Below are 22847 nucleotides of genomic sequence, written 5' to 3' on the forward strand. Positions count from 1 at the left end.
CGCCGATGACCACGCTCGAGCCCGTCCAGCCGTACAGCCCCGACCAGGTGCACGAGGAGCCGCCGCCCGCGACCGGTGCCCGGACCCCGGTGGGCGGGGGCGTCACGGACCGCCCCCTCGCCGACCTCGACCCCGAGATCGCCGAGGTCCTGCAGCGCGAGCTCGGCCGCCAGCGCGGCACGCTGGAGATGATCGCCAGCGAGAACTTCGCCCCGCGAGCCGTCCTGGAGGCCCAGGGCTCGGTGCTGACGAACAAGTACGCCGAGGGGTACCCGGGCAAGCGGTACTACGGCGGCTGCGAGTTCGTCGACGTCGCCGAGGACCTGGCCCGCGACCGCGCCAAGGCCCTGTTCGGCGCCGAGCACGCGAACGTCCAGCCGCACGCCGGCGCGCAGGCCAACGCGGCCGTCATGCACGCGCTCATCCGCCCCGGCGACACGATCATGGGCCTGGAGCTGGCCCACGGCGGCCACCTCACGCACGGCATGAAGATCAACTTCTCCGGGCGCCTCTACGACGTCGCCACCTACGGCGTCGACGAGCGCACGTCGCTCGTCGACATGGACCGGGTGCGCGAGACCGCGCTCGAGCGCCGGCCGCGGCTCATCATCGCCGGCTGGTCGGCCTACGCCCGCCACCTCGACTTCGCCGCCTTCCGCGAGATCGCGGACGAGGTCGGCGCGCTGCTCATGGTCGACATGGCGCACTTCGCCGGCCTCGTGGCCGCCGGGCTGCACCCCTCGCCCGTGCCACACGCCGACGTCGTCACCTCGACGGTGCACAAGACGCTCGCCGGCCCTCGCAGCGGCGTCATCCTCTGCCGCGCCGAGCACGCCAAGAAGATCGACTCGGCCGTCTTCCCGGGCCAGCAGGGCGGCCCGCTCATGCACGCGGTCGCGGCGAAGGCGGTGGCCTTCAAGATCGCCGCGAGCGAGGAGTTCCGCGAGCGGCAGGAGCGCACGCTGCGCGGCGCGAAGGCCGTCGCCGCGGCGCTGACGGGCGAGGCCGGCCGCGCCGCGGGCGTCGACGTCCTCACCGGCGGCACCGACGTCCACCTCGTCCTGGCGGACCTGCGCGCCAGCGAGCTCGACGGCAAGCAGGCCGAGGACCGGCTGCACCGCTGCGGCATCACCGTCAACCGCAACGCGGTGCCCTTCGACCCGCGGCCGCCGATGGTCACCTCGGGCCTGCGGATCGGGACGCCGGCGCTCGCCACCCGCGGTTTCGACGACGTCGAGTTCGCCGAGGTGGGCGACGTCATCGCCGCCGCCCTGCAGCCCGAGTGCGACGAGGGCGCGTTGCGCGCCCGGGTCGCCGACCTCGCCGAGCGCTTCCCGCTCTACCCGGGTCTGGAGCAGTGGTGAGCGCCCCGTCCCCGGCTGTCCCGGCAGGTGACCGCGCCGTCGTGCTCGACGGGCGCGCAGCGGCCGCCGCGATCAAGACCGACCTCGCCGAGCGCGTCGCGGCCCTGCGCGAGCGCGGCGTGACGCCCGGGCTCGGCACCGTGCTCGTGGGGGACGACCCCGGCAGCAGGACCTACGTGGCGGGCAAGCACCGCGACTGCGCCCAGGTCGGCATCGCCTCGATCCGGGTGGACCTGCCCGGTGACGCCACCCAGGCCGAGGTCGAGGAGCGCGTCGCCGAGCTGAACGCCGACCCTGCCTGCACGGGCTTCATCGTGCAGCTGCCCCTGCCGGGGGGCATGGACGCCAACCGGGTGCTCGAGCTCGTCGACCCCGCCAAGGACGCCGACGGCCTGCACCCGACCAACCTGGGGCGCCTCGTCCTGCGGGTGCGCGAGGAGGTGACGTCGCCGCTGCCGTGCACGCCCCGCGGCGTCATCGACCTGCTCCAGCGCCACGAGGTGCCCCTGGACGGCGCGGAGGTCGTCGTCGTCGGGCGCGGCACGACCGTCGGGCGCAGCATCGGGCTGCTGCTCACCCGCCGCGACGTCAACGCCACGGTGACGCTCTGCCACACCGGGACCCGGGACCTGTCCGAGCACCTGCGCCGCGCGGACGTCGTCGTCGCGGCCGCGGGCGTGGCCGGGATCGTGCGCCCCGAGGACGTCAAGCCCGGCGCCGCCGTCCTCGACGTGGGGGTGAGCCGCGTCGTCGACACCGCCGGCGTGGCCTCCCTCGTCGGCGACGTCGCCCCCGGCGTCGAGGACGTCGCCGGCTGGCTGTCGCCCAACCCCGGCGGCGTCGGCCCGATGACCCGTGCCCTGCTGCTCGCGAACGTCGTCGAGGCGGCGGAGCGCGCCGCCGGCTGAGGCACGGACGACGAGGACGACGAAGCGCAGCCCCGAGCACCTGCGGGGGCTGCGCTTCGTCGCTCTCGTCGTCGTCCACAGGCCCGCAGCGGGCGCCTCACCGACCGGGCACCCTCAGGACGAGCCGCCCGAGCACCCGACGCCGACGAGGGAGCTCCTCCGGCGCACGACGCCCGCGCTCCCGCGCAGCCGAGAGGGGCTGGTGGTGCGCCGCTGCCGGCTGGAGCCGCACGAGCTCCGGTGGTCAGCGCGAGGCTGGGTGACGACGCCGGTCCGGACGACGTGCGACGTCCTGCGGGCGCTGCCGCGCGGCCGGGCGGTCCGCACGGCCGACGCCCTGCTCCACCGCACCGGTCTCGCCGTCGAGGAGGTGGACGCGGTGCTCGCCGCGCTGCCACCACGGGCGCGCGGGGTCGCCCTGGCCCGCGAGCGGCTCGAGCGGCTGGACGCCGCGGCGGAGTCGGCCCGCGAGTCGGACCTGCGGCTGCTGCTGGTCGACGCCGGGCTCCCGGCCCCCGTCAGCCAGCACGAGGTCCTCGACGCCCAGGGGCGCCTCGTCGCCCGCCTGGACCTCGCGTGGCCCTGGGCGCTGGTCGCCGCCCGAGTACGACGGGGCCCACCACTGGGGCGCGGAGCAGCGCAGCCGCGACCTGGAGCGGCACGACCGCCTGCGGGCGCTCGGGTGGACGGTCCTGCAGGTGGACGCCCGGATGCTCGCCTACCCGCAGGCGCTCGTCGCCCAGCTGCACGCTCTCCTCGGGTGACGAGAGCGACGAAGTGCACGCCCCTGACCGTCCTGGGGCTGCGCCTCGTCGCCCTCGTGCCCGGCGGCGGGGTCAGCCCTCGCGGTGGACGCGGTGCTGGGCGGCCTGGGCGAGGGGGCGGACGACGAGGAGGTCGACGTCGACGTGCGCCGGGCGGGTGACGACGAAGGAGACGCAGTCGGCGACGTCCTCGGCGACCAGGGGCTCGGCGACGCCGTCGTAGACCTTCGCGGCGGCGTCGGCGTCGCCGCGGAAGCGGTTCGCGGAGAACTCCTCCGTCTTGACCATGCCGGGGGCGATCTCGCTGACCCGCACGGGCTGGCCGAGCAGCTCCAGGCGCAGCGTCTCGGCGAGCGCCTTCGCGCCGTGCTTGGCGGCCGTGTACCCGCCGCCGCCCTCGTAGGTGACGCGGCCGGCCGTCGAGCCCATGACGACGACGTGCCCCTGGCCGCTGGCGACGAGCGCCGGCATCATCGCCTGGATGACGCGCAGGGTGCCGAGGACGTTGACGTCGTACATCCAGCGCCACTCCTCGACGTCGCCGTCGACGACCGCGTCCATGCCGACCGCGCCGCCGGCGTTGGCCACGAGCACCGAGCAGTCGCCGACCTCCCGCGCCATCGCCGCCACGGAGGCGTCGTCGGTGACGTCGCAGACGACGGCGCGGCCGCCGACCTCCGCGGCGAGCGCGGCGATGCGGTCCTCCCGGCGGGCGGCGAGGACGACGTCGAAGCCGTCGGCGGCCAGGCGGCGCGCCGTGGCGGCACCGATACCGCTGCTGGCGCCCGTGACGAGCGCGGTCCGGCGGGCGGGGGATTCGTCGGTCGTCATGGGTGCTGCCTAGCATCCGCGCGTGCCTGACGCAGCCCCTGGACCCCTGACCGCCGCCCCGCTCGTGCTCGCCACCGCGAACGTCAACGGCATCCGGGCGGCGGCACGGCGCGGCATGGGCGCCTGGCTCGCCGACCGTGCCGCTACGGGGCGTGGGGTCGACGTCCTGTGCCTGCAGGAGGTGCGTGCCGACGACGCGACGCTGCGCTGCGTGCTGGCCGAGATGGCCGACGAGGGCGCCGAGCAGGGCGCCGACCGCCCGGCGGGCGAGGATCCCGCCCAGGGCGAGGTCTCGGGCGGCTGGCACCTCGTCCACGTCGAGCCGGCGGACGAGGGCACCAAGGGCCGCGCCGGGGTCGCCGTCGCGAGCCGGCTGCCGGTGACGGCGGTCCGCACCGACCTGGGCGACGCCGACCCCGAGGGCCGCTTCGCCGCTGCGGGGCGCTGGGTGGAGGCCGACCTCGCCCTGGTGGACGGCCGCACGCTCACCGTCGTCAGCGCCTACGTGCACTCCGGCGAGGCCGGCACGCCGAAGCAGGAGGACAAGATGGCCTTCCTCGCCGCGACGACCGACCGGCTCGCGAAGCTGGCCGCCGAGGACGCGCTCGCCGTCGTCACCGGCGACCTGAACGTCGGCCACACCGAGCGCGACATCAAGAACTGGAAGGGCAACCGGAAGAAGGCCGGCTTCCTGCCCGAGGAGCGCGCGGCCCTCGACCACTGGCTGCGCGCGCCGCAGGACGGCGGCCTCGGGTGGGTCGACGTCGCCCGCCGCCTCGCCGGCGACGTCGACGGCCCCTACTCGTGGTGGTCCTGGCGCGGGCAGGCCTTCGACCGGGACACCGGCTGGCGCATCGACTACCAGCTGGCCACGCCGGCGCTGGCCGCCGCGGCCACGGGCTGCGTGGTCGACCGGGCCGCCACCTACGCCGAGCGCTGGAGCGACCACGCCCCCGTCGTGGCGACGTACGCCCTCTGACCGTCCAGCCCCCGCAGCGGCGCGCGCCGGCCGCCGTCACGCCGCTGTGTGCGTGACCTCCGCCGCGCCCTGCGTCGGCCTGGGCAGCACGCCGCGCCGCTCGCGCACCTGGTCGCGGGCGCTCTCGACGGCCGGCTGCAGCAGCTCGCCCCACGCGGGGAAGGGGTGCACGACCTCGGACAGCAGCTCGACGTCCAGGCGCGCGCGGACGGCGAGCACCAGCTCCCCGCCCCAGCTGTCCGCCTCCGGCCCGACGGCCGAGGCCCCCAGCAGCACACCGGTGTCCGCGTCGACGACGAGCTCGACCGTGCCCGGCCCGTCGTACTCCTCGACGTGCGCGCGCCCGGTGTCGTGCGTCTCCTGCACCGCGACCACGACCTCGTGGCCCTTCGCGCGGGCGCCCTCGGCCGTCAGCCCGGTCGCGAGCACCGCCGGCTGCACGTAGACCGCGCGCGGCATGCCTGTCTCGTCGCCCGCCCGGCGGTGGCCCACGAGGGCGTCGGCGACGACGCGCGCCTGGTAGTTGCCGCCGTGGGTGTACGGCGCGCGGCCGTTGACGTCGCCGACGGCGTAGACGTCGTCCAGCGGCTCGCCGCCCGAGAGCACCCGGTAGGTGTCGTCGACCGCGAGCGCGCCGCCGTCGGTGACGTCGAAGCCCTGCGTCTGCACGCACTCCAGCCGGGGCTTGCGGCCCGTCGCCAGGAGCACCCGCTCGACGGTCAGCTCGCTGCCGTCGTCGAGCTCGAGGACGACGCCGTCGCCCCCAGGCCGGGCGCGCGAGGCCGTCGTGCCTGTCCGCACGTCGACGCCCGAGGCGACGAGGGCCTTCTCCACCGCCGCGCCGACCGACGGCTGCTCGGTGGACAGCAGCCCGGAGGGGGTGGCCAGCGTCGTCCGCACGCCGAAGGAGGCGTACACCTGCGCCAGCTCGCAGCCCACGGCGCCGCCGCCCAGCACGAGCAGGCTGGCCGGTCGCTCCTCGCTGGAGAGGGCCTCGTCGCTCGTCCACGTCGCGACGTCCTCCAGCCCCTCGACCGGCGGGGCCGACGGCGTGCTGCCGGTCGCGACGACGAGCGTGCGCCAGCCGACGACGTCGACCAGCTCGCCCGGCTCCTGCGCCGAGGTGCCGACGCGGCGGACCCGCACGAGCCCGCCACCGCCCTCGAACCGCTCGACCTCGCCCCAACCGCGGACCAGCTCGACGCCGGCCTCGGCGAGGCCCTCCGCCTTGCCGCTGTCGTCGCGCCCGGCGGTCGCCGTGCTGCGCCGCTGGATCGCGGCCATCCACGCACCCTCGTGGTCCTGCGACCCGCTCCTGCGGTGGGCGTGGGCGGCCAGCAGCATCGCCTTGCTCGGCACGCACGCCCAGAAGGGGCACTCCCCGCCCACGAGAGCGGCCTCGACGACGACGACCGACAGCCCCGCCGCCGCTGCCCTCGGCCCTGCGGTCTCGGCGGCCGAGCCCCCGCCGACGACGACCACGTCGACCGTGCGCGAGGGGCCGTCCTGCTGCGGTGCGGCGGCGGCCGTCCCTGAGATCGTCGTGGGGCTCGTCGTGGCGGCGCTCATGGCTCTTGAGTGTGGGGTGGGTGCGGGCCGGTCGCACGGCCGCGACCCGAGCGGGTGACCTGCTGGGGCAGCCGCCCACGACTGCCATGATGGCGACATGCCCGCCCCGCTCTCCGGCACCGAGGTGGCCGCCGGTGCTCCCGCCCAGCAGACGACCCACCCGACGTCGCAGCAGGAGGGGTCGCAGCAGGCGGAGCGGGTCACCGGCGCCTCCCGCCGCCCCCGCATCCTCTCCGGGATGCAGCCGACGTCGGACTCCCTCCACCTCGGCAACCTGCTCGGCGCGCTGCGGCAGTGGGTCTCGCTGCAGGACACGCACGACCCGCTCTACTGCGTGGTCGACCTGCACGCCCTGACGGTGGCGACGGACCCGGCCGTCCTGCGCCGGCGCTCGCGCCTGACGGCGGCCCAGTACCTCGCGGCCGGCGTCGACCCGGCGCGCAGCTCGCTGTTCGTGCAGAGCCACGTGCCCGAGCACGCGCAGCTGGCGTGGGTGCTCTCCTGCCTCACCGGCTTCGGCGAGGCGGCGCGGATGACGCAGTTCAAGGACAAGAGCCAGCGGGTGGGCGCCGACTCGGCCAACGTCGGCCTCTTCACCTACCCGGTGCTCATGGCCGCCGACATCCTGCTGTACGAGACCGAGCAGGTGCCCGTGGGCGACGACCAGCGCCAGCACCTGGAGCTCACCCGCGACCTCGCCGTGCGCTTCAACAGCCGCTTCGGGCCGACCTTCACCGTGCCGCAGGCCTACCTCCCGCCGCGGACGGCGCGCGTCGCCGACCTGCAGGACCCCACCGCCAAGATGAGCAAGAGCGCCGCGAGCGCCGCGGGGCTCGTGGACCTGCTCGACGAGCCGAAGGTCGTCGCCAAGAAGATCCGCTCGGCCGTCACCGACACCGGTCGCGAGGTCGTCTACGACCCGGCGGGCAAGCCCGGCGTCTCCAACCTGCTGGCGATCCACAGCGCCCTGTCCGGGACCGGTGTGCCCGAGCTGGAGGAGCGCTTCGTCGGCCGCGGGTACGGCGACCTCAAGAAGGAGGTCGCCGACGTCGTGCTGGAGACGCTGACGCCGGTCCGCGAGCGCACGCTGGAGCTCATGGCCGACGAGGCCGAGCTCGACGCCCTGCTCGCCGTCGGCGCCGAGCGCGCCCGCGAGCTCGCCTCCGGCGTCCTGGCGCGGGTGCACGACCGGGTCGGCCTGCTGCCGCCGTCGCCCGTCCCCGCGACGCCGCCGCGGCGCGGGTGAGGGGCCCGGCTGTCGCCATGAGCCTCTCGGGGGCACCGGACGCCCGCGGCTCCGACGCCACGGCGAGGACAGGCGTCTCCGACGCCACGATGAGCATGGACCTCGGGCCCGTCGCGGCGGGCACCGTCACCGTCGGGGTCTTCGTCGCCGTCCCCGACCCCCACGGCGCCGACCTGCAGCGCCACCGCCGCGACTTCGGCGACCCGCTGGCGGACGCCGTGCCCGCGCACGTGACGCTGCTGCCGCCGACGACGGTGCGGCGCCTCGAGGTGGACGACGTCGTGGAGCACCTGCACGCCGCCGCGGCCCGCACGGAGCCCTTCACGCTGCGGCTGCGGGGGACGGGCACCTTCCGGCCGGTCTCGCCCGTCGTCTACGTGCAGGTCGCCGAGGGCTTCGCCAGCTGCGAGCGGCTGGAGCGGGAGGTGCGGTGCGGCCCGCTGGAGCGAGCGGTGGACTTCGACTACCACCCGCACGTCACCGTGGCCCACCACCTGCCGGCCTGCGACCTCGACCGCGCGCAGGCGACCCTCGCCGACTACGACCTGTCCTTCTCGGTCGACTGCTTCTGGCTCTACCGGCACGACGACGACCTGTGGCGACCGCACCACCGCTTCTCCCTCGGGGGCGCGGCGAGCAGGACCGGCGAGGACGCCGGTCGGAGGGGGCAGGCATGAGCGCGACCGCCGAGGAGGCGCCTTCCGGGCTGCTCGGGAAGGTGCTGCACCTGAAGCCCGTCCGGGCCTTCCTGCAGTACAGCGGCAACCGCGGCAACGTCCTGGCCGGCGGCGTCGCCTTCGTGGGGCTGTTCTCGCTCGTGTCCCTGCTCGTGGTCGCCGTCACCGTCCTCGGGCTCGTCTTCGGGGCCAGCTCGGGGCTGCAGCAGCAGGTCTACGCGCAGCTGAACGTCGCCGTGCCCAACCTCCTGCAGACCCCGGGCAACGCCGACGGGCTGCTCGACCCCGAGCAGCTGCTCCGGCCGGACGTCCTGAGCCTCGCGGGGGCCGTCGCGCTGCTCGTCGCCCTGCTCACGGGATTGAGCTGGCTGGACGCGTTGCGCGAGGGCATCCGCGCCGTCTTCACCGAGCCCCCCGACACACGTCCGTTCCTGCGCAAGAAGGTGCGCGACCTCGGCGTCCTGCTGACGCTCGGCCTGGCGGTGCTGGTCTCGGGGGTCGCGGCCGTGGTCGTCGGGGCTGCCGCCGGCCCGATCCTGCGGGCCGTGGGTCTGGAGGGCTCCCTCGTCGGCTCGCTGGGGCTGCGCGCGGCGACGTTCCTGCTCGTCGCCGCGCTGGACACCGGCGTCTTCCTCCTGCTCTTCCGCGTGCTGTCCGACCTGCGGCTGCCGCTGCGGGACGTCCTCGGCGGCGCCGTCGTCGGGGGGGTCGCCCTCGCCGTGCTGACCAGCGCCGGGGGGACGCTGCTGCAGCTCGTCGGCGGGGACAACCCGGTCGTCGCGGCCAGCGCGACGCTAGGCGCGATCCTCGTGTGGCTCGGGCTGCTCTCGCGGGTGACGCTCGTCGCGGCGGCCTGGGCGGCGACGACGGCCGAGGACGCCGGCAGCGTCGAGCTGGAGCGCCGGGCGAGCGTGCCCACCGGCGCGCGGCGAGGTGACGCCGAGGTGCCCGTGGGCCCGCGGCCGCGCACCGCCGTCAGCTTCGACCAGCGCACGACCGACCGGACGACGCTCGCGGCGGGGGCTGTCCTCGGCGTCGTCGGCGCGACCCTGGTGCACCTCTTCGCGGGTGCCGGCCGGGCCGTCACCGAGGGCCTCCGCCGCCGCGACTGACGCCCAGCGCCTGCACCCGGCGGAGAAGGACTACGAAGTCCGCGCAGCGCGCCCCCTCTGGCGGAGAGAGGCTACGAAGTCCGCCTGCGGCGCCCCGTTGGGCGGAGAGAGGCTACGAAGTCCGCCCGCCAGGGCCGACCGTCAGACGGTGCGGGTGAGCAGGGCGCGCTTGACCTCGTGGATGGCCTTGGTGACCTCGATGCCGCGCGGGCAGGCCTCGGAGCAGTTGAAGGTGGTGCGGCAGCGCCACACGCCCTCACGGTCGTTGAGGACCTCCAGGCGCACGTCGGCGCCCTCGTCGCGGCTGTCGAAGATGAAGCGGTGCGCGTTGACGATGGCGGCGGGGCCGAAGTACTGCCCGTCGGTCCAGAAGACCGGGCACGAGGAGGTGCAGGCGGCGCAGAGGATGCACTTGGTCGTGTCGTCGAAGCGCTCGCGGTCCTCGGGGCTCTGCAGCCGCTCCTTCGTGGGCTGGTGGCCCGAGGTGATGAGGAACGGCATGACCTCGCGGTAGGACTGGAAGAAGGGCTCCATGTCCACGATGAGGTCCTTCTCGACGGGCAGGCCCTTGATCGGCTCGACCGTGATCGGCTTGTCGGGGTTGACGTCCTTGAGCAGCACCTTGCACGCGAGCCGGTTGACGCCGTTGATCCGCATGGCGTCGGAGCCGCAGACGCCGTGCGCGCAGGACCGGCGGAAGGACAGCGAGCCGTCCTGCTCCCACTTGATCTTGTGCAGGGCGTCGAGCACCCGGTCGGTGCCGTGGACGGTGACCGTGAACTCCTGCCAGTGCGCCTGCGGCGTCACGCCGTCGGCGGCGTCCTCGGCGTTGTAGCGGCGGACCTTCAGGGTGACGTCGAAGCTCGGGACGGCGCCCATCTGGCCGTCCTCGGCCGAGTTCTCCTCGCCGGCGCGGCCGCGGGGGCCGTCCTCGTCGAAGGGCTCGTCGTTCCGCTTCGCCGCGGCCTTCTCACGCTCGGTGGTGCTCATCGGCGGGCGGCTCTCCTCGCGTCGTCGTCTGGTGCGGTGCGGTGTGGCGGGTGGGGAGGTGGGCTCAGCCGGTGCAGAAGCTGGCCGCAGCCGGCAGCAGCTCGCCGTCCAGGTTCACCGGGCAGGGCTCGAAGGTGAAGATGACGAGGGTGCCGAGGACGACCGTGAAGACCAGGGCCACCGCGACGCCGGTCTTGAGGACGATGCGGGTCATGTCCCGCTCGGCGTAGTCGTTGATGATGGTCCGCACGCCGTTGCTGCCATGGATCATCGCGAGCCACAGCATGGCCAGGTCCCACACCTGCCAGAAGGGGCTCGCCCACTTGCCGGCGACGAAGCCGAAGTCCAGGGCGTTGATGCCCTCGCCGACCATGAGGTTCACGAAGAGGTGACCCAGCACGAGGACGACGAGCACGACGCCGGACAGCCGCATGAAGAGCCAGCTGTACATCTCGTAGTTGGAGCGCCGCGAGGCCGACCGGCGGTACGGCGTCGAGCGCGGGGTCTCGAGGGCGGGAGCAGCCATGGTCAGCCTCCGAAGACGTGGCCGAGGTGACGGACGAGGAAGGGCACCATGAGCAGCACCCAGACAGCGCCGACGCCCCAGAGCAGCTGGCGGTGGTAGCGCGGCCCCTGGGACCAGAAGTCGACGAGCATCACGCGGAGGCCGTTGAAGGCGTGGAAGACGATGGCGCCGACCAGGCCGGCCTCGCCGAGCCCGACCACCGGGTTCTTGTACGTCTCGATGACGGCGTTGTAGGCCTCGGGCGAGACGCGCACGAGCGAGGTGTCGAGCACGTGCACGAGGAGGAAGACGAAGATCAGCAGGCCGGTGATGCGGTGGCCCACCCAGGACCACATGCCCTCCCGGCCGCGGTACAGCGTCCCCTGAGGCTTCAGGCCCCGGCTCGTCCGGCCCGGTCGGCCGGTGTCGGAGACGGACTCCGGCCCGCTGCTGGAGGTGGTGGCTGTGGCCACGAGCGCTCTCCCCGGTGAGGTGGCTCCCAGCGGCCGGCGGCCGGCGGGGTCGTCACCGTGAGACCTCGCGGTGGAGGCCCGGGCGACGACGACCTGACCATGCTACGGAGGCGGTCGGGTGGTCTCGGCACCGGGAGGGCCGAAGTCGGCAGACTGTGACCCATCTGACCCTCGCCGGTCTGCGAACCTGGCCCCATGAGGACAACCGGGGGACCGCTCGACCACTTCTGGGCCGTCGTGCCGGCCGGCGGGTCGGGGACCCGGCTGTGGCCGCTCTCACGCGCCGGGGCGCCGAAGTTCCTCCACGACCTCACCTCCTCGGGCCGCACCCTCGTGCAGTCCACCTGGGACCGGCTCGTGCCGCTCGCCTCGCCCGGGCGGCTGCTGCTCGTCACGGGCGAGGTGCACGCGCGCGCCGTCAGCGAGCAGCTGCCGCAGCTGGAGCGCGGCAACCTCCTGCTGGAGCCCTCGCCGCGCGACTCCATGGCCGCCATCGGCCTGGCGGCCGCCGTGGTCGCCCGGCGCGACCCCGACGCCGTCGTCGGCTCCTTCGCCGCCGACCACCTCATCCCCGACGCGCGCGCCTTCGGGGCCGCCGTGCGCCAGGCGGTCGCCGTGGCCCAGGACAAGCACGTCGTCACCATCGGCATCGAGCCGACGAGCGCCTCCACCGCCTTCGGGTACGTGCGCACGGGGGAGCCGCTCGGCGTGGCGGGCGCCCCCGACGCCGTGCAGGCGACGGGCTTCACCGAGAAGCCGGACGCGGTGACCGCCGAGCACTACCTCGCCACGGGCGAGTACCGCTGGAACGCGGGCATGTTCGTCGCGCGGGCCGACGTCCTGCTCGGTCACCTGGAGGCGCAGCTGCCCCAGCTCCACGCGGGGCTGCTGGAGCTGGCCGAGGCGCACGAGGACCTGCCCGCCCACAAGGCCGCCGCCGTCGTCGAGCGGGTCTGGCCGACCCTGACGAAGATCGCGATCGACCACGCCATCGCCGAGCCGGTCGCCGCGACCGGGGGCGTCGCCGTCGTGCGCGGCTCCTTCTCCTGGGACGACGTGGGGGACTGGGACGCCCTGGCCTCGCTCGTGCCCGACCTGGGCTCCGGCTCCGACGTCCGCGTCCTCGGGGACATGGAGTCGGTGCTCACGCAGGACTCCACGGGGGTCGTCGTGCCGCGAGGGCACCGGACGGTGGCCGTCGTCGGCCTCTCCGACGTCGTCGTCGTCGACACCGACGACGCCGTCCTGGTGACGACGCGCGCCCGCGCCCAGGAGGTCAAGCAGGTCGTCGAGGCGCTGCGCGCGAAGGGTCGCGCGGACCTGCTCTGAGCCCGCCCGGGACGTCTCCGGAGACCTGGCCCTGGCTGCCGGCCGGTGGCGTCGGCGGCCGCCGACCAGGGGGTGCTTCGGACGGGTGACGTGCCGTCCCTGGGGGGTGACAGGGGTCTCGGGGACGCCGAGGGTGGCGGGCGCCCCACCTAGCGTCGTCCGGTGCCTGCCCCTCGCGTCGCCCGTCGCGCCGTCTCTCGTGCCGCCCCGGGAGGCCGCCCCCGCGGGGTGCCCGGCCCGCGAGCGGGCCGCCCGGGCCTCGTGGGGGCTGCCGCGGTCGTCGGCCTCGTGGCCGCCTGCTCCGCCCCCGCGCCGGTGGTGGACGTCCCCGACGGCCCGCCGGCCGTCACCACCTCGGACGCCGACCCGACCCCGCAGCCCGAGCCGGCGTCGGAGACGGGGACGGGGACGGGGACGGCGACGGGGGAGGGGACGGGGACGGTCTCTGACGTCGCGGGTGTCGTCGTCCACGACCCGGCCGTCGTGGCCCCGGACCTGCCTCCGCACGAGCTGGAGGTCGAGGTCCCCGCGCCGGTCGAGGGGGAGTCCGTCGCGGTCGTCGACGCCTGGGCGGGCTTCTGGAAGACCTTCACCGCCGCGGCGGGCGTGCCCGCCGCCGACCCGGCCGCCCTGGGCCAGGTCGCGACGGGCGAGGCCTTCGGCAGCGCCCAGGGCTACGTCGACCACCTCGTCGAGACCCGGCTGCGGATCGCGGGTCGCCTCGTCGTCGGCGCCGAGGAGGTCACCGTGTCCGAGGGCGCGGCCGTCGTCCTCGGGTGCTCCGACGCCCGCGACTACGAGGTCGACGGCGCGGGGGTGCCCCAGGAGGCCGCCGCCGGGCTCGCCGTCCTGCGCACCGAGCTCGTGCAGGAAGAGGGTGTGTGGAAGGTCAGCCGCTGGCGCGAGGAGGGGCCGTGCTGAGGCGCCGGCCCACGCTGGCGGCGGTCGCCGCGCTCGCCGTGGGCGGGGCGCTGCTGCCCGCCTCGACGGCCGTGGCGTCCGCCCGCGGGAGCTGGGCCGGCTCGGACGGCAGCGGGTACAGCGTCGAGACGTCCTTCACCCGCAGCGCGGGCGGGAGCTCCGGGGGCGGCGGTGGTCGCGGCGGGGGCGGCGGCAGCCGCACGGCCAGCGCCGCGGCGACGGCGAGCTGCTGGTGGACGCCGGTCCCGGGCGCCCCCGCCGACGACGCCGCGGCCATGGTGGGCTGGTTCGAGGACCGCGCCGAGGTGCTGGTCGGCCCGCTGGAGGTGGCCCGACCCATGCTCGGCACGCCGCAGGAGTGGGCCGCCGCCGCCGAGCAGGAGGCGTCGGGCCAGGACGTCACCTGGTACCACGCCCAGTGCCGCGGCGGCGCCGCCGGTGACGCCGGCAGCGGGGTGCCGGGCGCCCAGGCGCAGGTCGACGGCGGCGAGCACCTGCAGCGGCTGGCGGAGTACACCGGGCGCACCTACGAGGCGGGCGAGGCCGGCACGCTGCCCGTCACCTACGGCGCCTACCCGGCCGGCCGGCCGCCGCAGGCGCTGGTCGACGCCCGCACCCTCGTCGAGCTGGCCCGCGGCGAGCTGGACCTCCCCGCTCCCGAGGTCGAGCGCAACCCGCGCTCCCAGGGCCTCGGCGCGACCTTCGTGGGCCTGCCGACATGGTTCTGGGTGGTCGACCCCGAGTCCGTCGGAGGCATCAGCGGCACGCGCACCATCCGGGCCCAGGCCGGCAGCTCGTGGGCCGAGGTCACCGTCGAGACCGCGGGCATCACGGTGAGCAGCCCCGCGGGGGCGACGACGTGCGACCCGCAGCAGGCGACGACCCCGTGGTCCCCGGGGGCGCAGGACGAGAGCGGCTGCACGCTCGCCTTCACCCGCTCCTCGGCCGGCTTCCCCGGTGGGCTGCCGGTCGAGGTCAGCACCCGGTGGACGGCGACGTGGCGCTCCAGCGACGGCGCGGGCGGCCCCCTGCCCGGGCTCGTGCGGACGGCTCAGGACACCGTCCCGGTGATGGAGTCCCAGACCCTCGTCCGTGGCCTTCCCTAGGCGGGCCGGCGGCGGCCGCCCCGGGCACCGGACCGGTATACCGTCGCCGCCTGTGACGAGCCCCGACCCGAGCGACGCGCCTCCCGCCCCCGCCCCGGTCGTGCCCGCCCCGGTCCTGCCGTCCTCCGTGCCCGCGGGCCTGGCCCGGGACGAGGTCGTCGCCGGGCTCGTGGAGGAGCTGGTGCCCCCGCTGGTCGCCGAGCTCGTCGAGCTGCGCCGGGACCTGCACGCCCACCCCGAGCTGGGCCGCCGGGAGCACCGCACGACCCAGGTGCTCGCCGACCGGCTCGTGGCGGCCGGCCTGCGGCCCCAGCTGCTGCCCGGCACCGGGCTCGTCTGCGACGTCGGCGACGCCGACGCCGCACCGGTCGTGCTGCGCGCCGACCTCGACGCCCTGCCCCTCACCGAGACGAGCGGCGTCCCCTTCGCCTCGACGTCGCCCGGGGTGGCGCACGCGTGCGGGCACGACGTGCACACGGCGGTCGTCCTCGGCGTCGGGCTGGCGCTGGCGCAGGCGCAGGCCCGCGGGGCCGTGCCCGGTCGCGTGCGCCTGCTGTTCCAGCCCGCCGAGGAGATCACCCCCGGCGGGGCGCTGGACGTGCTCGCGACCGGCGTCCTCGACGGGGTCCACCGCTTCTACGCCGTGCACTGCGACCCCCGCCTCGACGTCGGCGGCGTCGGGCTGCGGCACGGGCCGATCACCTCGGCGTCCGACCACGTGCTCGTGCGCCTGAGCGGGCGCGGCGGGCACACCTCCCGCCCGCACCTCACCGGGGACCTCGTCTTCGCCCTCGGGCAGGTCGTGACGTCGCTGCCCGGCGTCCTCTCGCGGCGGCTGGACCCGCGGACGGGCGTCAACCTCACGTGGGGCCGGATCGAGGCCGGTGGGGCGGCCAACGCCATCCCCGCCGAGGGGTGCGTCGAGGGGACCCTGCGGGTGCTGGACGTGGCCGCCTGGAAGCAGGCCGGCCAGCTGCTGCAGGAGGTCGTGGCCGGCGTCGCCGCGCCCTACGACGTCGAGGCGACCGTCGAGGTCACCCCCAGCGTGCCGCCGGTCGACAACGACGAGGAGAGCGTGCGGGCCCTCCAGCACGCCGCCCGCCTCGTGCTGGCCGAGGGTGCCGAGGCCCGTACCGAGCAGAGCCTCGGCGGCGAGGACTTCGGCTGGTACCTGCAGGACGGCGCGCCGGGCGCCCTCGCCCGCCTGGGCACCCGCACCCCGGGCGGTCGCTCCTACGACCTGCACCAGGGTGACTTCAGGGCCGACGAGGACGCGATCGAGGTCGGCGTGCGGCTGCTGCTGGCCGTGGCGCTGCTCGGCTGAGCCGCGGCCGCCCGCCCCGCCGAGGCCGCCCGCCCCGCCGACGCCGCCCGCCCCGCCGACGCCACCCGAGTCACGGTCCGGTCTCCCTCGCACCGACCGGGGGCGGCGGTGCCCCGCGGGCCGTCGCCGCTGCCTATAGTCCGGCGATCCCGAGGACCGACCCGGGAGCGCGAGGAGGACCCACCGTGACGAAGACCCTGCGCGGCGCCGCCATCGTCGGCGCGCTCGCCCTGACGCTCACCGCCTGCGGCGACGCCCCCGAGCCTGACGCGACGACCCCCGACCCGGGCGCCGACAGCGACGCCGGCAGCGACTACACGGCCTGCCTCGTCTCCGACCAGGGCGGCTTCGACGACCAGTCCTTCAACCAGTCCGCCAGCGAGGGCGCCAGCGCCGCCGAGGAGTCCCTCGGCGTCACCGTGCAGGAGATCGAGTCCCAGACCGCGGCGGACTTCGAGCAGAACATCGACCAGACGGTGCAGCTCGGGTGCGACCTCACCGTCGGTGTCGGCTTCCTGCTCGCCGACTCGACCGCGGAGGCCGCGCAGGCCAACCCCGACCTCAGCTACGCGCTCGTCGACGCGGCCACCGAGGAGTCCTACGACAACCTCAAGCCGCTGCTCTTCGACACCGCGCAGGCCTCCTTCCTCGCCGGGTACGTCGCGGCGGGCATGACCGAGACCGGCACCATCGCCACCTTCGGCGGCCTGCAGATCCCGTCGGTCACCGTCTTCATGGACGGCTTCGCCCTCGGCGCGGCGTACTACGACGAGGAGAACGGCTCCGACACGACGGTGCTGGGCTGGGACGTCGACGCGCAGACCGGCTCCTTCACCGGTGACTTCGAGAACCAGACCAACGGCGTCAACACGACCCAGAACTTCATCGACCAGGGCGCCGACATCATCCTGCCGGTGGCGGGGCCGGTCGGGCTCGGGGCCGCCTCGGCCGCCCAGGGCGCTGACGGCGTCAGCGTCATCTGGGTCGACACCGACGGCTTCGAGAGCACCGACTACGGCGACATCATCCTCACCAGCGTCATCAAGGAGATCGGCGCGGCCGTCGAGGAGGCGATCTCCGAGGGCGTCGAGGGCAGCTTCACCAGCGAGCCCTACGTCGGGACGCTGGAGAACGGCGGGGTCTCCCTCGCGCCCTACCACGACTTCGCCGACGCCGTCCCGCAGGAGCTGCAAGACCAGGTGGCCGAGCTGCAGGAGCAGATCATCTCCGGCGAGGTCACGGTCGACTCGGCCTCGTCGCCGGGCTGATCGACCACGCGCCAGGGCGGCGCCGACCCGAGCCGGGTCGGCGCCGCCGAGGCGTCCAGGCCTCGGCCGAGGGCGCCAGCACGACGGGGACGCACGCACGAGGAGCGGGAGGACGCCGGTGAAGCTGGAGCTGCGAGGCATCACCAAGCGCTTCGGCTCGCTGACGGCCAACGACAGCATCGACCTCGTCGTCGAGCCCGGCGAGATCCACTGCCTGCTGGGGGAGAACGGCGCCGGCAAGAGCACGTTGATGAACGTGCTCTACGGGCTCTACCAGCCCGACGAGGGGAAGATCCTCGTCGACGACGAGGAGATGACCTTCGACGGCCCGGGCGAGGCCATCGACGCCGGCATCGGCATGGTCCACCAGCACTTCATGCTCGTGCCTGTCTTCACCGTCGCCGAGTCCGTCGTGCTCGGTCACGAGAAGACCAAGGGCCTGCTGCTCGACCTCGACGCCGCCCGCGCCCAGGTGCGGGAGGTCTCCGACCAGTACGGCTTCGGCGTCGACCCCGACGCGCGGATCGAGGACCTGCCCGTCGGGGTCCAGCAGCGCGTGGAGATCATCAAGGCGCTCGTCGGTGACGCGAAGGTGCTCATCCTCGACGAGCCGACCGCCGTCCTGACGCCGCAGGAGACCGACGAGCTCATCGAGATCATGCGGCAGCTCAAGGCGGACGGGACGTCGGTCGTCTTCATCACCCACAAGCTGCGCGAGGTCCGCGAGGTCGCCGACCGCATCACCGTCATCCGCCGGGGCGCGGTCGTCGGCACCGCGGACCCGGAGACGTCGGAGAACGAGCTGGCCTCCCTCATGGTGGGCCGCTCGGTGAGCCTGGGGGTGGAGAAGGCTCCCGCCCAGCCGGGGGAGGCACACCTGGTGATCTCCGACCTGGTGGTGCGCGACCCCCGCGGCGCCCGCGCCGTCGACAGGGTCTCCCTGTCCGTGGCGCGCGGGGAGATCCTCGCCGTGGCGGGGGTGGACGGCAACGGCCAGAGCGAGCTCGCCGAGGCCGTCCTCGGGCTCGTCGACGCCGAGTCCGGGTCGGTGACGCTCGGGGGCCGCGAGCTGCTCGGCCTCGGCGTGCGCGGCGTCCTGGACGCCGGGGTCGGCTTCGTCCCTGAGGACCGCTCGACCGACGGCGTCGTCGCCACGTTGACCGTGGCCGAGAACCTCGTCCTCGACCTCACCCGGTCACCGGCGTACCGCAGCGGTCTCAGCCTGCGCCGCACCGCGATCCGGGAGAACGCGGAGAAGCAGGTGCAGGAGTTCGACGTCCGCACCACCGGAGTCGAGGCGCCCGTCGGCACGCTGTCGGGCGGCAACCAGCAGAAGGTCGTGCTCGCGCGGGAGCTCTCGCGGGACCTGGAGCTCTTCATCGCCTCGCAGCCGACCCGGGGCCTCGACGTCGGGTCGATCGAGTTCGTGCACCAGCGGATCGTCGCCGAGCGGGACGCGGGGACGCCCGTCGTCATCGTCTCCACCGAGCTGGACGAGGTGCTGCAGCTGGCCGACCGCATCGCCGTCATGTACCGCGGCACGGTCATCGGGGTCGTCGACGGCGACACCGAGCGGGACGTCCTCGGCCTCATGATGGCGGGCGTGCCCGAGGACGAGGCCCGCGAGCAGGTCCGGGTCCAGGGGGGCCGGGCCCGTGCTGGTCGGGCCGACGACCGCAGCACGGGCACGGACGAGGCGGCGGCGGTCGCCGCGGCCGGCGGCCGACCCGAGCGGCAGGAGAGCGCGTGAGCAGCGCCCAGCAGACGCAGACCCAGGGCGAGCAGCCTGACCAGCAGTCGCCGCCACCCGGCCGCGAGCCGGGGCGCTTCGCCACGGCGCTGGCCGAGCTGCGGGACGGGCCGGTGCTGCTGTCGGTGCTCTCGGTCGTCCTCGCGCTCGTCGTCGGGGCCGTGCTCATCGCCGTCGCCGACCCGGACGTCCAGGAGACGGCCACCTACCTCACGGCGCGCCCCAGCGACTTCTTCGTCGCCCTCGCCTCCGCGGTCGGCGGGGCGTACACGGCCTTGGTGCAGGGCGCCGTCCTCGACTGGACGGCCGCCACCCCGGCGCGGGTGGTCCGGCCCCTCACCGAGACCCTCACGGTCGCGACGCCGCTGATCGCCGCGGGGCTCGGGGTGGCGCTGGGCTTCCGCGCCGGCCTCTTCAACATCGGCGCGCAGGGGCAGATCATCATCGGGGCCCTCCTCGCGGCCTACGTCGGCTTCGCGCTCGACCTGCCGGTCGGGGTGCACCTGCTGCTCGCGCTGCTCGGCGGCATCGTCGGCGGGGCGCTGTGGGGCGGGGTCGTCGGGGCGCTGAAGGCCCGCACCGGCGCCCACGAGGTCATCGTGACGATCATGCTCAACTACGTGGCGCTGCGGCTGGCGGACTACCTGCTGACGCTCGAGGCCTTCCAGCGCGAGAACCAGGCGAACCCCATCACCCCGCCCGTCGCGGACTCCGCACAGCTGCCGCTGCTGCTGGGCCCGAGCTTCCGCCTGCACGCCGGCTTCCTGCTCGTGCTGCTCGCGGCGGTCTTCGTGTGGTGGTTGCTGGAGCGCAGCACCATCGGCTTCTCGCTGCGCGCGGTGGGGGCCAACCCGGCCGCCGCGCGGACGGCGGGGATCTCGGTGCCGACGTCCTTCGTCGTCGTCATGCTGTTCTCGGGCGGCCTGGCGGGGCTGGCCGGGGCCGTGCACCTGCTCGGCACGGAGGACTCCCTGACGGCGGGCATCGCCGGCTCCTTCGGCTTCGACGCCATCACGGTGGCCCTGCTCGGCCGCTCCCGCCCGCTCGGCGTCGTGCTCGCGGGGCTGCTCTTCGGGGCGCTGCAGGCGGGCGGCATCTCGATGCAGGCGCGCACCGGGACGCCGGTGGACATCGTCCTCGTCGTCCAGTCGCTCATCGTGCTCTTCATCGCCGCGCCGCCGCTGGTGCGGGCGATCTTCCGGCTCAAGACCCCGCGGGGGGCCGGCGCATGAGCCTGCCGTCCGCGACGAGCACGGCGCCCAGCGCCGGCTCGCAGACCGCCGCCGGGCCTGACGGCCCGCGCCCCTCGCGGCGCGGCGCCGTCGTCATGTCCGCCTTCGCCGTGGTCGGGGTCCTGTTCTTCGTCGTGCTCGCCGAGGGGGGGACGACGACCTTCGTGGTCGCCAGCGCGCAGGACGTCGTCCAGCTGCCCGACCTGGTGCTGCCGAGCCGCTGGGCGGCGCTGGTCCTGCTGCTCGGGTGCGCGGGGCTCGCGGCCTTCTCGGTCGCGTCCACGGCCGCCGGCAGGCTCACCCCGAGGTGGGTCGTGCCGGTCTACGGCGTCCTGCTCGTGCTCGCGTTCCTCGTGTGGGTGGTCACCGGCTCGCGGATCTCCTTGGTCAGCCTGCTCGGCGGCACCTTGCTGCTCGGTGCGCCGCTGGTCTTCGGGGCGATGGCCGGCGTCGTGAGCGAGCGCTCCGGCGTCGTCAACATCGCCATCGAGGGGCAGCTGCTGCTGGGGGCCTTCCTGGGCGCGGTCGCGGCGTCGCTCGCCGGGACGGCCTACGTCGGGCTGCTGGCCGCGCCGGTGGGGGGGATGTTCATCGGCTTCCTGCTCGCGGTCTTCACCGTCCGGTACCTGGTCAACCAGATCATCGTCGGCGTCGTCCTCAACGTCTTCGCCATCGGCCTGACGAGCTTCCTCTTCTCGACGGTCCTCGCGGACAACCCCGGGTGGAACTCCCCCACGGGGCTGCCGCAGATCCAGGTCCCGCTGCTGTACTCGATCCCCGTCGTGGGGCCGGTGCTGTTCGGGCAGAACCTGCTCGTCTACCTCATGTACGTCGTCGTCGCCGCACTGACCGTCATGCTCTTCCGCAGCCGGTGGGGCCTGCGGGTGCGGGCGGTGGGAGAGCACCCCAAGGCCGCCGACACCGTCGGCATCCCCGTGCAGCGCACGCGCTTCCGCTCCGTGGTCCTGGGCGGGGCCATCGCGGGGCTGGGCGGCGCGTCCTTCACCCTGGGGGCGTCAGCCGCCGGACTCGCGTTCAACCGGGAGATGACGGCGGGCAACGGGTACATCGCCCTCGCGGCCATGATCTTCGGCCGGTGGCACCCGCTGGGGGCGCTGGGCGCCGCGCTGCTCTTCGGCTTCGCGTCGAACCTGCAGAACATCCTCTCGGTGATCGGGACGCCGATCCCCAGCCAGTTCCTGCTCATGGCGCCGTACCTCGCGACGATCTTCGCCGTCGCCGGGCTCGCGGGCCGGGTGCGCGGCCCGGCGGCGGCCGGGACGCCGTACGAGAAGTGAGCGACGCACCGGCCGGCGACGCCGCCCACGCCCGCGACGTCGACTGGGACGCCCTGCGGGCGGCTGCGACCGACGTCATGGCGCGCGCGTACGCGCCCTACTCCGGGTTCCCGGTCGGGGTGGCGGGGCTGGTCGACGACGGGCGCGTCGTCGTCGGCTGCAACGTGGAGAACGCCGGGTACGGCGTCACGCTGTGCGCCGAGTGCGGCATGGTCAGCGCGCTGCACGCGACCGGTGGCGGGCGGCTGGTCGCGGTCGCGTGCGTGGACCGGTCCGGGACGGCGCTGATGCCGTGCGGGCGGTGCCGCCAGCTGCTGTGGGAGAACGGCGGCCCCACGTGCCTGCTCGACACCCCCGAGGGCGTGGTGCCCATGACGGCGGTGCTGCCGCAGGCCTTCGGCGTCGAGGACCTGCGGGGGCGGTGACGGCTCGGCGTCCGCCGCGGCCCTCCGAGAGCCCTGTGCCTCGTGCCTGCCTGTTCGTGGACGCTCCCCGGTGACGCCGCCGGGTCAGCTGTCCTGCGGGGGCAGGTCGCCGGGGTAGTCCCGCAGGCGCGCGACGGCGGCGGCCACGGTCGAGGTCAGGTCGACGGCGTCGGCCACACCCGGGCCGTCGACCTGGACCACCGCGACGCGTCCGTCGACGATCACGTAGGCCCGCCAGAGCTCGTCGATCGGGCGGCGCAGCACCCGGACGTCGTCGACGGGGACCTCGGCGGCCGCGGCGACCTCGTCGGCGGCCTGCTGGTCCAGCTCGACCACGATGTCGGACAGGCACGCGTCCGGGGCGGCGTCGAGGTAGGCGGGCAGGCGCTGCAGCACCTCCGGCTCGGGGGCCAGCGCCGCGGACATGAGGCCGCCGTCCACGTCCTGCCCGTCCTGGCGGTCGGTGACCTCGTAGACCACGTAGTCCCCGCTCGAGCCCATGTCAGGCTCCGGGGCGCCCCGCACGTAGCAGGGCGCCCCGCGGCCGAAGGAGAGCGTCGTCGGCTCGTCGAGGACGACCTCGACGTCGCCGCGACTGACGACGTCGCCGGGCTGGAGGTAGGGGCTGGGCGCCTCCTCGGTGGCGCAGCCGGCCAGCAGGACGGCGACGGCGAGGGCGACGGGGCCCAGCGGAGTTCTTCTCATCACTCCTCTTCGCTCCCTTTCCGTGTCGTCGCAGGAGTGGACGGGCTGTAGTCGGTGGTCGACGTCGTGGC

General features: G+C 75.1%; 22 protein-coding genes. 15 read left to right on the plus strand and 7 right to left on the minus strand.

Going from position 1 to position 22847, the window contains the following annotated elements; genetic code table 11:
• Positions 1-5 precede the first annotated feature (5 nt).
• Both glyA and WDV86_RS10145 read left to right on the plus strand, forming a co-directional pair.
• Entirely contained in the window at positions 6-1364 is a 1359-nt protein-coding gene (glyA, locus tag WDV86_RS10140) for a serine hydroxymethyltransferase (RefSeq protein WP_339567510.1), read from the plus strand.
• Positions 1361-2272, plus strand: a complete 912-nt coding sequence (locus tag WDV86_RS10145) for a bifunctional methylenetetrahydrofolate dehydrogenase/methenyltetrahydrofolate cyclohydrolase (protein ID WP_339567511.1) — start codon at positions 1361-1363, stop codon at positions 2270-2272. The genes glyA and WDV86_RS10145 overlap by 4 nt, the downstream gene beginning before the upstream one ends.
• A 244-nt stretch (positions 2273-2516) precedes the next feature.
• Here WDV86_RS10145 and WDV86_RS10150 read toward each other — a convergent pair whose 3' ends face one another.
• Both WDV86_RS10150 and WDV86_RS10155 read right to left on the minus strand, forming a co-directional pair.
• Positions 2517-2801: a hypothetical protein gene (locus WDV86_RS10150; protein WP_339567512.1), complete on the minus strand. Its 285-nt coding sequence runs from the start codon at positions 2799-2801 to the stop codon at positions 2517-2519.
• Positions 2802-3108: 307 nt separating this feature from the next.
• Complete coding sequence (locus tag WDV86_RS10155) at positions 3109-3867, minus strand: SDR family oxidoreductase (protein WP_339567513.1); 759 nt, start codon at positions 3865-3867, stop codon at positions 3109-3111.
• 22 nt (positions 3868-3889) lie between these two features.
• On the opposite strand from WDV86_RS10155, the gene WDV86_RS10160 reads away from it, so the two are divergent.
• Entirely contained in the window at positions 3890-4846 is a 957-nt protein-coding gene (locus WDV86_RS10160) for an exodeoxyribonuclease III (protein WP_339567514.1), read from the plus strand.
• 36 nt (positions 4847-4882) lie between these two features.
• On the opposite strand, the gene WDV86_RS10165 is transcribed toward WDV86_RS10160, so the two are convergent.
• Positions 4883-6415: a dihydrolipoyl dehydrogenase family protein gene (locus WDV86_RS10165; RefSeq protein ID WP_339567515.1), complete on the minus strand. Its 1533-nt coding sequence runs from the start codon at positions 6413-6415 to the stop codon at positions 4883-4885.
• A gap of 97 nt (positions 6416-6512) precedes the next feature.
• On the opposite strand from WDV86_RS10165, the gene trpS reads away from it, so the two are divergent.
• The 3 genes from trpS to WDV86_RS10180 are packed head-to-tail and all read left to right on the plus strand — an operon-like array spanning position 6513 to position 9450.
• Positions 6513-7661 carry a tryptophan--tRNA ligase gene (trpS, locus tag WDV86_RS10170; RefSeq protein WP_339567516.1) on the plus strand — a complete coding sequence of 383 codons (1149 nt, stop codon included), beginning with the start codon at positions 6513-6515 and terminating at the stop codon, positions 7659-7661.
• A gap of 17 nt (positions 7662-7678) precedes the next feature.
• Positions 7679-8338, plus strand: coding sequence for a 2'-5' RNA ligase family protein (locus WDV86_RS10175; RefSeq protein ID WP_339567517.1), 660 nt, complete (start codon positions 7679-7681; stop codon positions 8336-8338).
• Complete coding sequence (locus WDV86_RS10180) at positions 8335-9450, plus strand: YihY/virulence factor BrkB family protein (protein ID WP_339567518.1); 1116 nt, start codon at positions 8335-8337, stop codon at positions 9448-9450. The genes WDV86_RS10175 and WDV86_RS10180 overlap by 4 nt, the downstream gene beginning before the upstream one ends.
• Before the next feature lie 141 nt (positions 9451-9591).
• Here the strand turns inward: WDV86_RS10180 and WDV86_RS10185 are convergent, their stop codons facing one another.
• From WDV86_RS10185 to sdhC, 3 genes are all read right to left on the minus strand, one after another.
• Positions 9592-10329 carry a succinate dehydrogenase iron-sulfur subunit gene (locus WDV86_RS10185; RefSeq protein WP_445263024.1) on the minus strand — a complete coding sequence of 246 codons (738 nt, stop codon included), beginning with the start codon at positions 10327-10329 and terminating at the stop codon, positions 9592-9594.
• Positions 10330-10504: 175 nt separating this feature from the next.
• Complete coding sequence (sdhD, locus tag WDV86_RS10190) at positions 10505-10966, minus strand: succinate dehydrogenase, hydrophobic membrane anchor protein (RefSeq protein ID WP_339567520.1); 462 nt, start codon at positions 10964-10966, stop codon at positions 10505-10507.
• A gap of 2 nt (positions 10967-10968) precedes the next feature.
• Positions 10969-11301 carry a succinate dehydrogenase, cytochrome b556 subunit gene (gene sdhC / locus WDV86_RS10195; protein WP_445263025.1) on the minus strand — a complete coding sequence of 111 codons (333 nt, stop codon included), beginning with the start codon at positions 11299-11301 and terminating at the stop codon, positions 10969-10971.
• Between the two features lie 312 nt (positions 11302-11613).
• On the opposite strand from sdhC, the gene WDV86_RS10200 reads away from it, so the two are divergent.
• The 9 genes from WDV86_RS10200 to WDV86_RS10240 all read left to right on the plus strand — a co-directional run bounded on the left by WDV86_RS10200 (position 11614) and on the right by WDV86_RS10240 (position 22071).
• Positions 11614-12747 (plus strand): mannose-1-phosphate guanylyltransferase, encoded by a 1134-nt coding sequence (locus WDV86_RS10200; RefSeq protein WP_339567521.1) that lies wholly within the window; start codon positions 11614-11616, stop codon positions 12745-12747.
• Between the two features lie 162 nt (positions 12748-12909).
• Positions 12910-13668 carry a hypothetical protein gene (locus tag WDV86_RS10205; protein ID WP_339567522.1) on the plus strand — a complete coding sequence of 253 codons (759 nt, stop codon included), beginning with the start codon at positions 12910-12912 and terminating at the stop codon, positions 13666-13668.
• Positions 13662-14774 carry a hypothetical protein gene (locus WDV86_RS10210; protein ID WP_339567523.1) on the plus strand — a complete coding sequence of 371 codons (1113 nt, stop codon included), beginning with the start codon at positions 13662-13664 and terminating at the stop codon, positions 14772-14774. Before WDV86_RS10205 ends, WDV86_RS10210 begins: the two co-directional genes overlap by 7 nt.
• Before the next feature lie 52 nt (positions 14775-14826).
• Positions 14827-16098: an amidohydrolase gene (locus tag WDV86_RS10215; protein ID WP_339567524.1), complete on the plus strand. Its 1272-nt coding sequence runs from the start codon at positions 14827-14829 to the stop codon at positions 16096-16098.
• A gap of 185 nt (positions 16099-16283) precedes the next feature.
• Positions 16284-17366, plus strand: coding sequence for a BMP family lipoprotein (locus WDV86_RS10220; RefSeq protein WP_339567525.1), 1083 nt, complete (start codon positions 16284-16286; stop codon positions 17364-17366).
• 118 nt (positions 17367-17484) lie between these two features.
• Positions 17485-19116 (plus strand): ABC transporter ATP-binding protein, encoded by a 1632-nt coding sequence (locus tag WDV86_RS10225; RefSeq protein ID WP_339567526.1) that lies wholly within the window; start codon positions 17485-17487, stop codon positions 19114-19116.
• Positions 19113-20348, plus strand: coding sequence for an ABC transporter permease (locus tag WDV86_RS10230; RefSeq protein WP_339567527.1), 1236 nt, complete (start codon positions 19113-19115; stop codon positions 20346-20348). The genes WDV86_RS10225 and WDV86_RS10230 overlap by 4 nt, the downstream gene beginning before the upstream one ends.
• A complete protein-coding gene (locus WDV86_RS10235) occupies positions 20345-21646 on the plus strand; it encodes an ABC transporter permease (protein WP_339567528.1) in 1302 nt (433 codons plus the stop codon). The genes WDV86_RS10230 and WDV86_RS10235 overlap by 4 nt, the downstream gene beginning before the upstream one ends.
• Positions 21643-22071, plus strand: coding sequence for a cytidine deaminase (locus tag WDV86_RS10240; RefSeq protein ID WP_339567529.1), 429 nt, complete (start codon positions 21643-21645; stop codon positions 22069-22071). Before WDV86_RS10235 ends, WDV86_RS10240 begins: the two co-directional genes overlap by 4 nt.
• 84 nt (positions 22072-22155) lie before the next feature.
• Here the strand turns inward: WDV86_RS10240 and WDV86_RS10245 are convergent, their stop codons facing one another.
• Entirely contained in the window at positions 22156-22776 is a 621-nt protein-coding gene (locus WDV86_RS10245) for a hypothetical protein (RefSeq protein ID WP_339567530.1), read from the minus strand.
• Positions 22777-22847: the final 71 nt, after the last annotated feature.

The organism is Pseudokineococcus sp. 1T1Z-3, from assembly GCF_037482365.1.
Lineage (GTDB): Bacteria > Actinomycetota > Actinomycetes > Actinomycetales > Quadrisphaeraceae > Pseudokineococcus.

What these genes read in the sequence shown, in the direction of transcription:
- WDV86_RS10245 (WP_339567530.1), bottom strand. Translation starts at nt 22,776, where the DNA reads ATGAGAAGAACTCCGCTGGGCCCCGTCGCCCTCGCCGTCGCCGTCCTG.
- WDV86_RS10235 (WP_339567528.1), top strand. Translation starts at nt 20,345, where the DNA reads ATGAGCCTGCCGTCCGCGACGAGCACGGCGCCCAGCGCCGGCTCGCAG.
- WDV86_RS10155 (WP_339567513.1), bottom strand. Translation starts at nt 3,867, where the DNA reads ATGACGACCGACGAATCCCCCGCCCGCCGGACCGCGCTCGTCACGGGC.
- WDV86_RS10180 (WP_339567518.1), top strand. Translation starts at nt 8,335, where the DNA reads ATGAGCGCGACCGCCGAGGAGGCGCCTTCCGGGCTGCTCGGGAAGGTG.
- sdhC (WP_445263025.1), bottom strand. Translation starts at nt 11,301, where the DNA reads ATGTGGTCCTGGGTGGGCCACCGCATCACCGGCCTGCTGATCTTCGTC.
- WDV86_RS10200 (WP_339567521.1), top strand. Translation starts at nt 11,614, where the DNA reads ATGAGGACAACCGGGGGACCGCTCGACCACTTCTGGGCCGTCGTGCCG.
- glyA (WP_339567510.1), top strand. Translation starts at nt 6, where the DNA reads ATGACCACGCTCGAGCCCGTCCAGCCGTACAGCCCCGACCAGGTGCAC.
- WDV86_RS10165 (WP_339567515.1), bottom strand. Translation starts at nt 6,415, where the DNA reads ATGAGCGCCGCCACGACGAGCCCCACGACGATCTCAGGGACGGCCGCC.
- trpS (WP_339567516.1), top strand. Translation starts at nt 6,513, where the DNA reads ATGCCCGCCCCGCTCTCCGGCACCGAGGTGGCCGCCGGTGCTCCCGCC.
- WDV86_RS10185 (WP_445263024.1), bottom strand. Translation starts at nt 10,329, where the DNA reads ATGGGCGCCGTCCCGAGCTTCGACGTCACCCTGAAGGTCCGCCGCTAC.
- sdhD (WP_339567520.1), bottom strand. Translation starts at nt 10,966, where the DNA reads ATGGCTGCTCCCGCCCTCGAGACCCCGCGCTCGACGCCGTACCGCCGG.
- WDV86_RS10175 (WP_339567517.1), top strand. Translation starts at nt 7,679, where the DNA reads ATGAGCCTCTCGGGGGCACCGGACGCCCGCGGCTCCGACGCCACGGCG.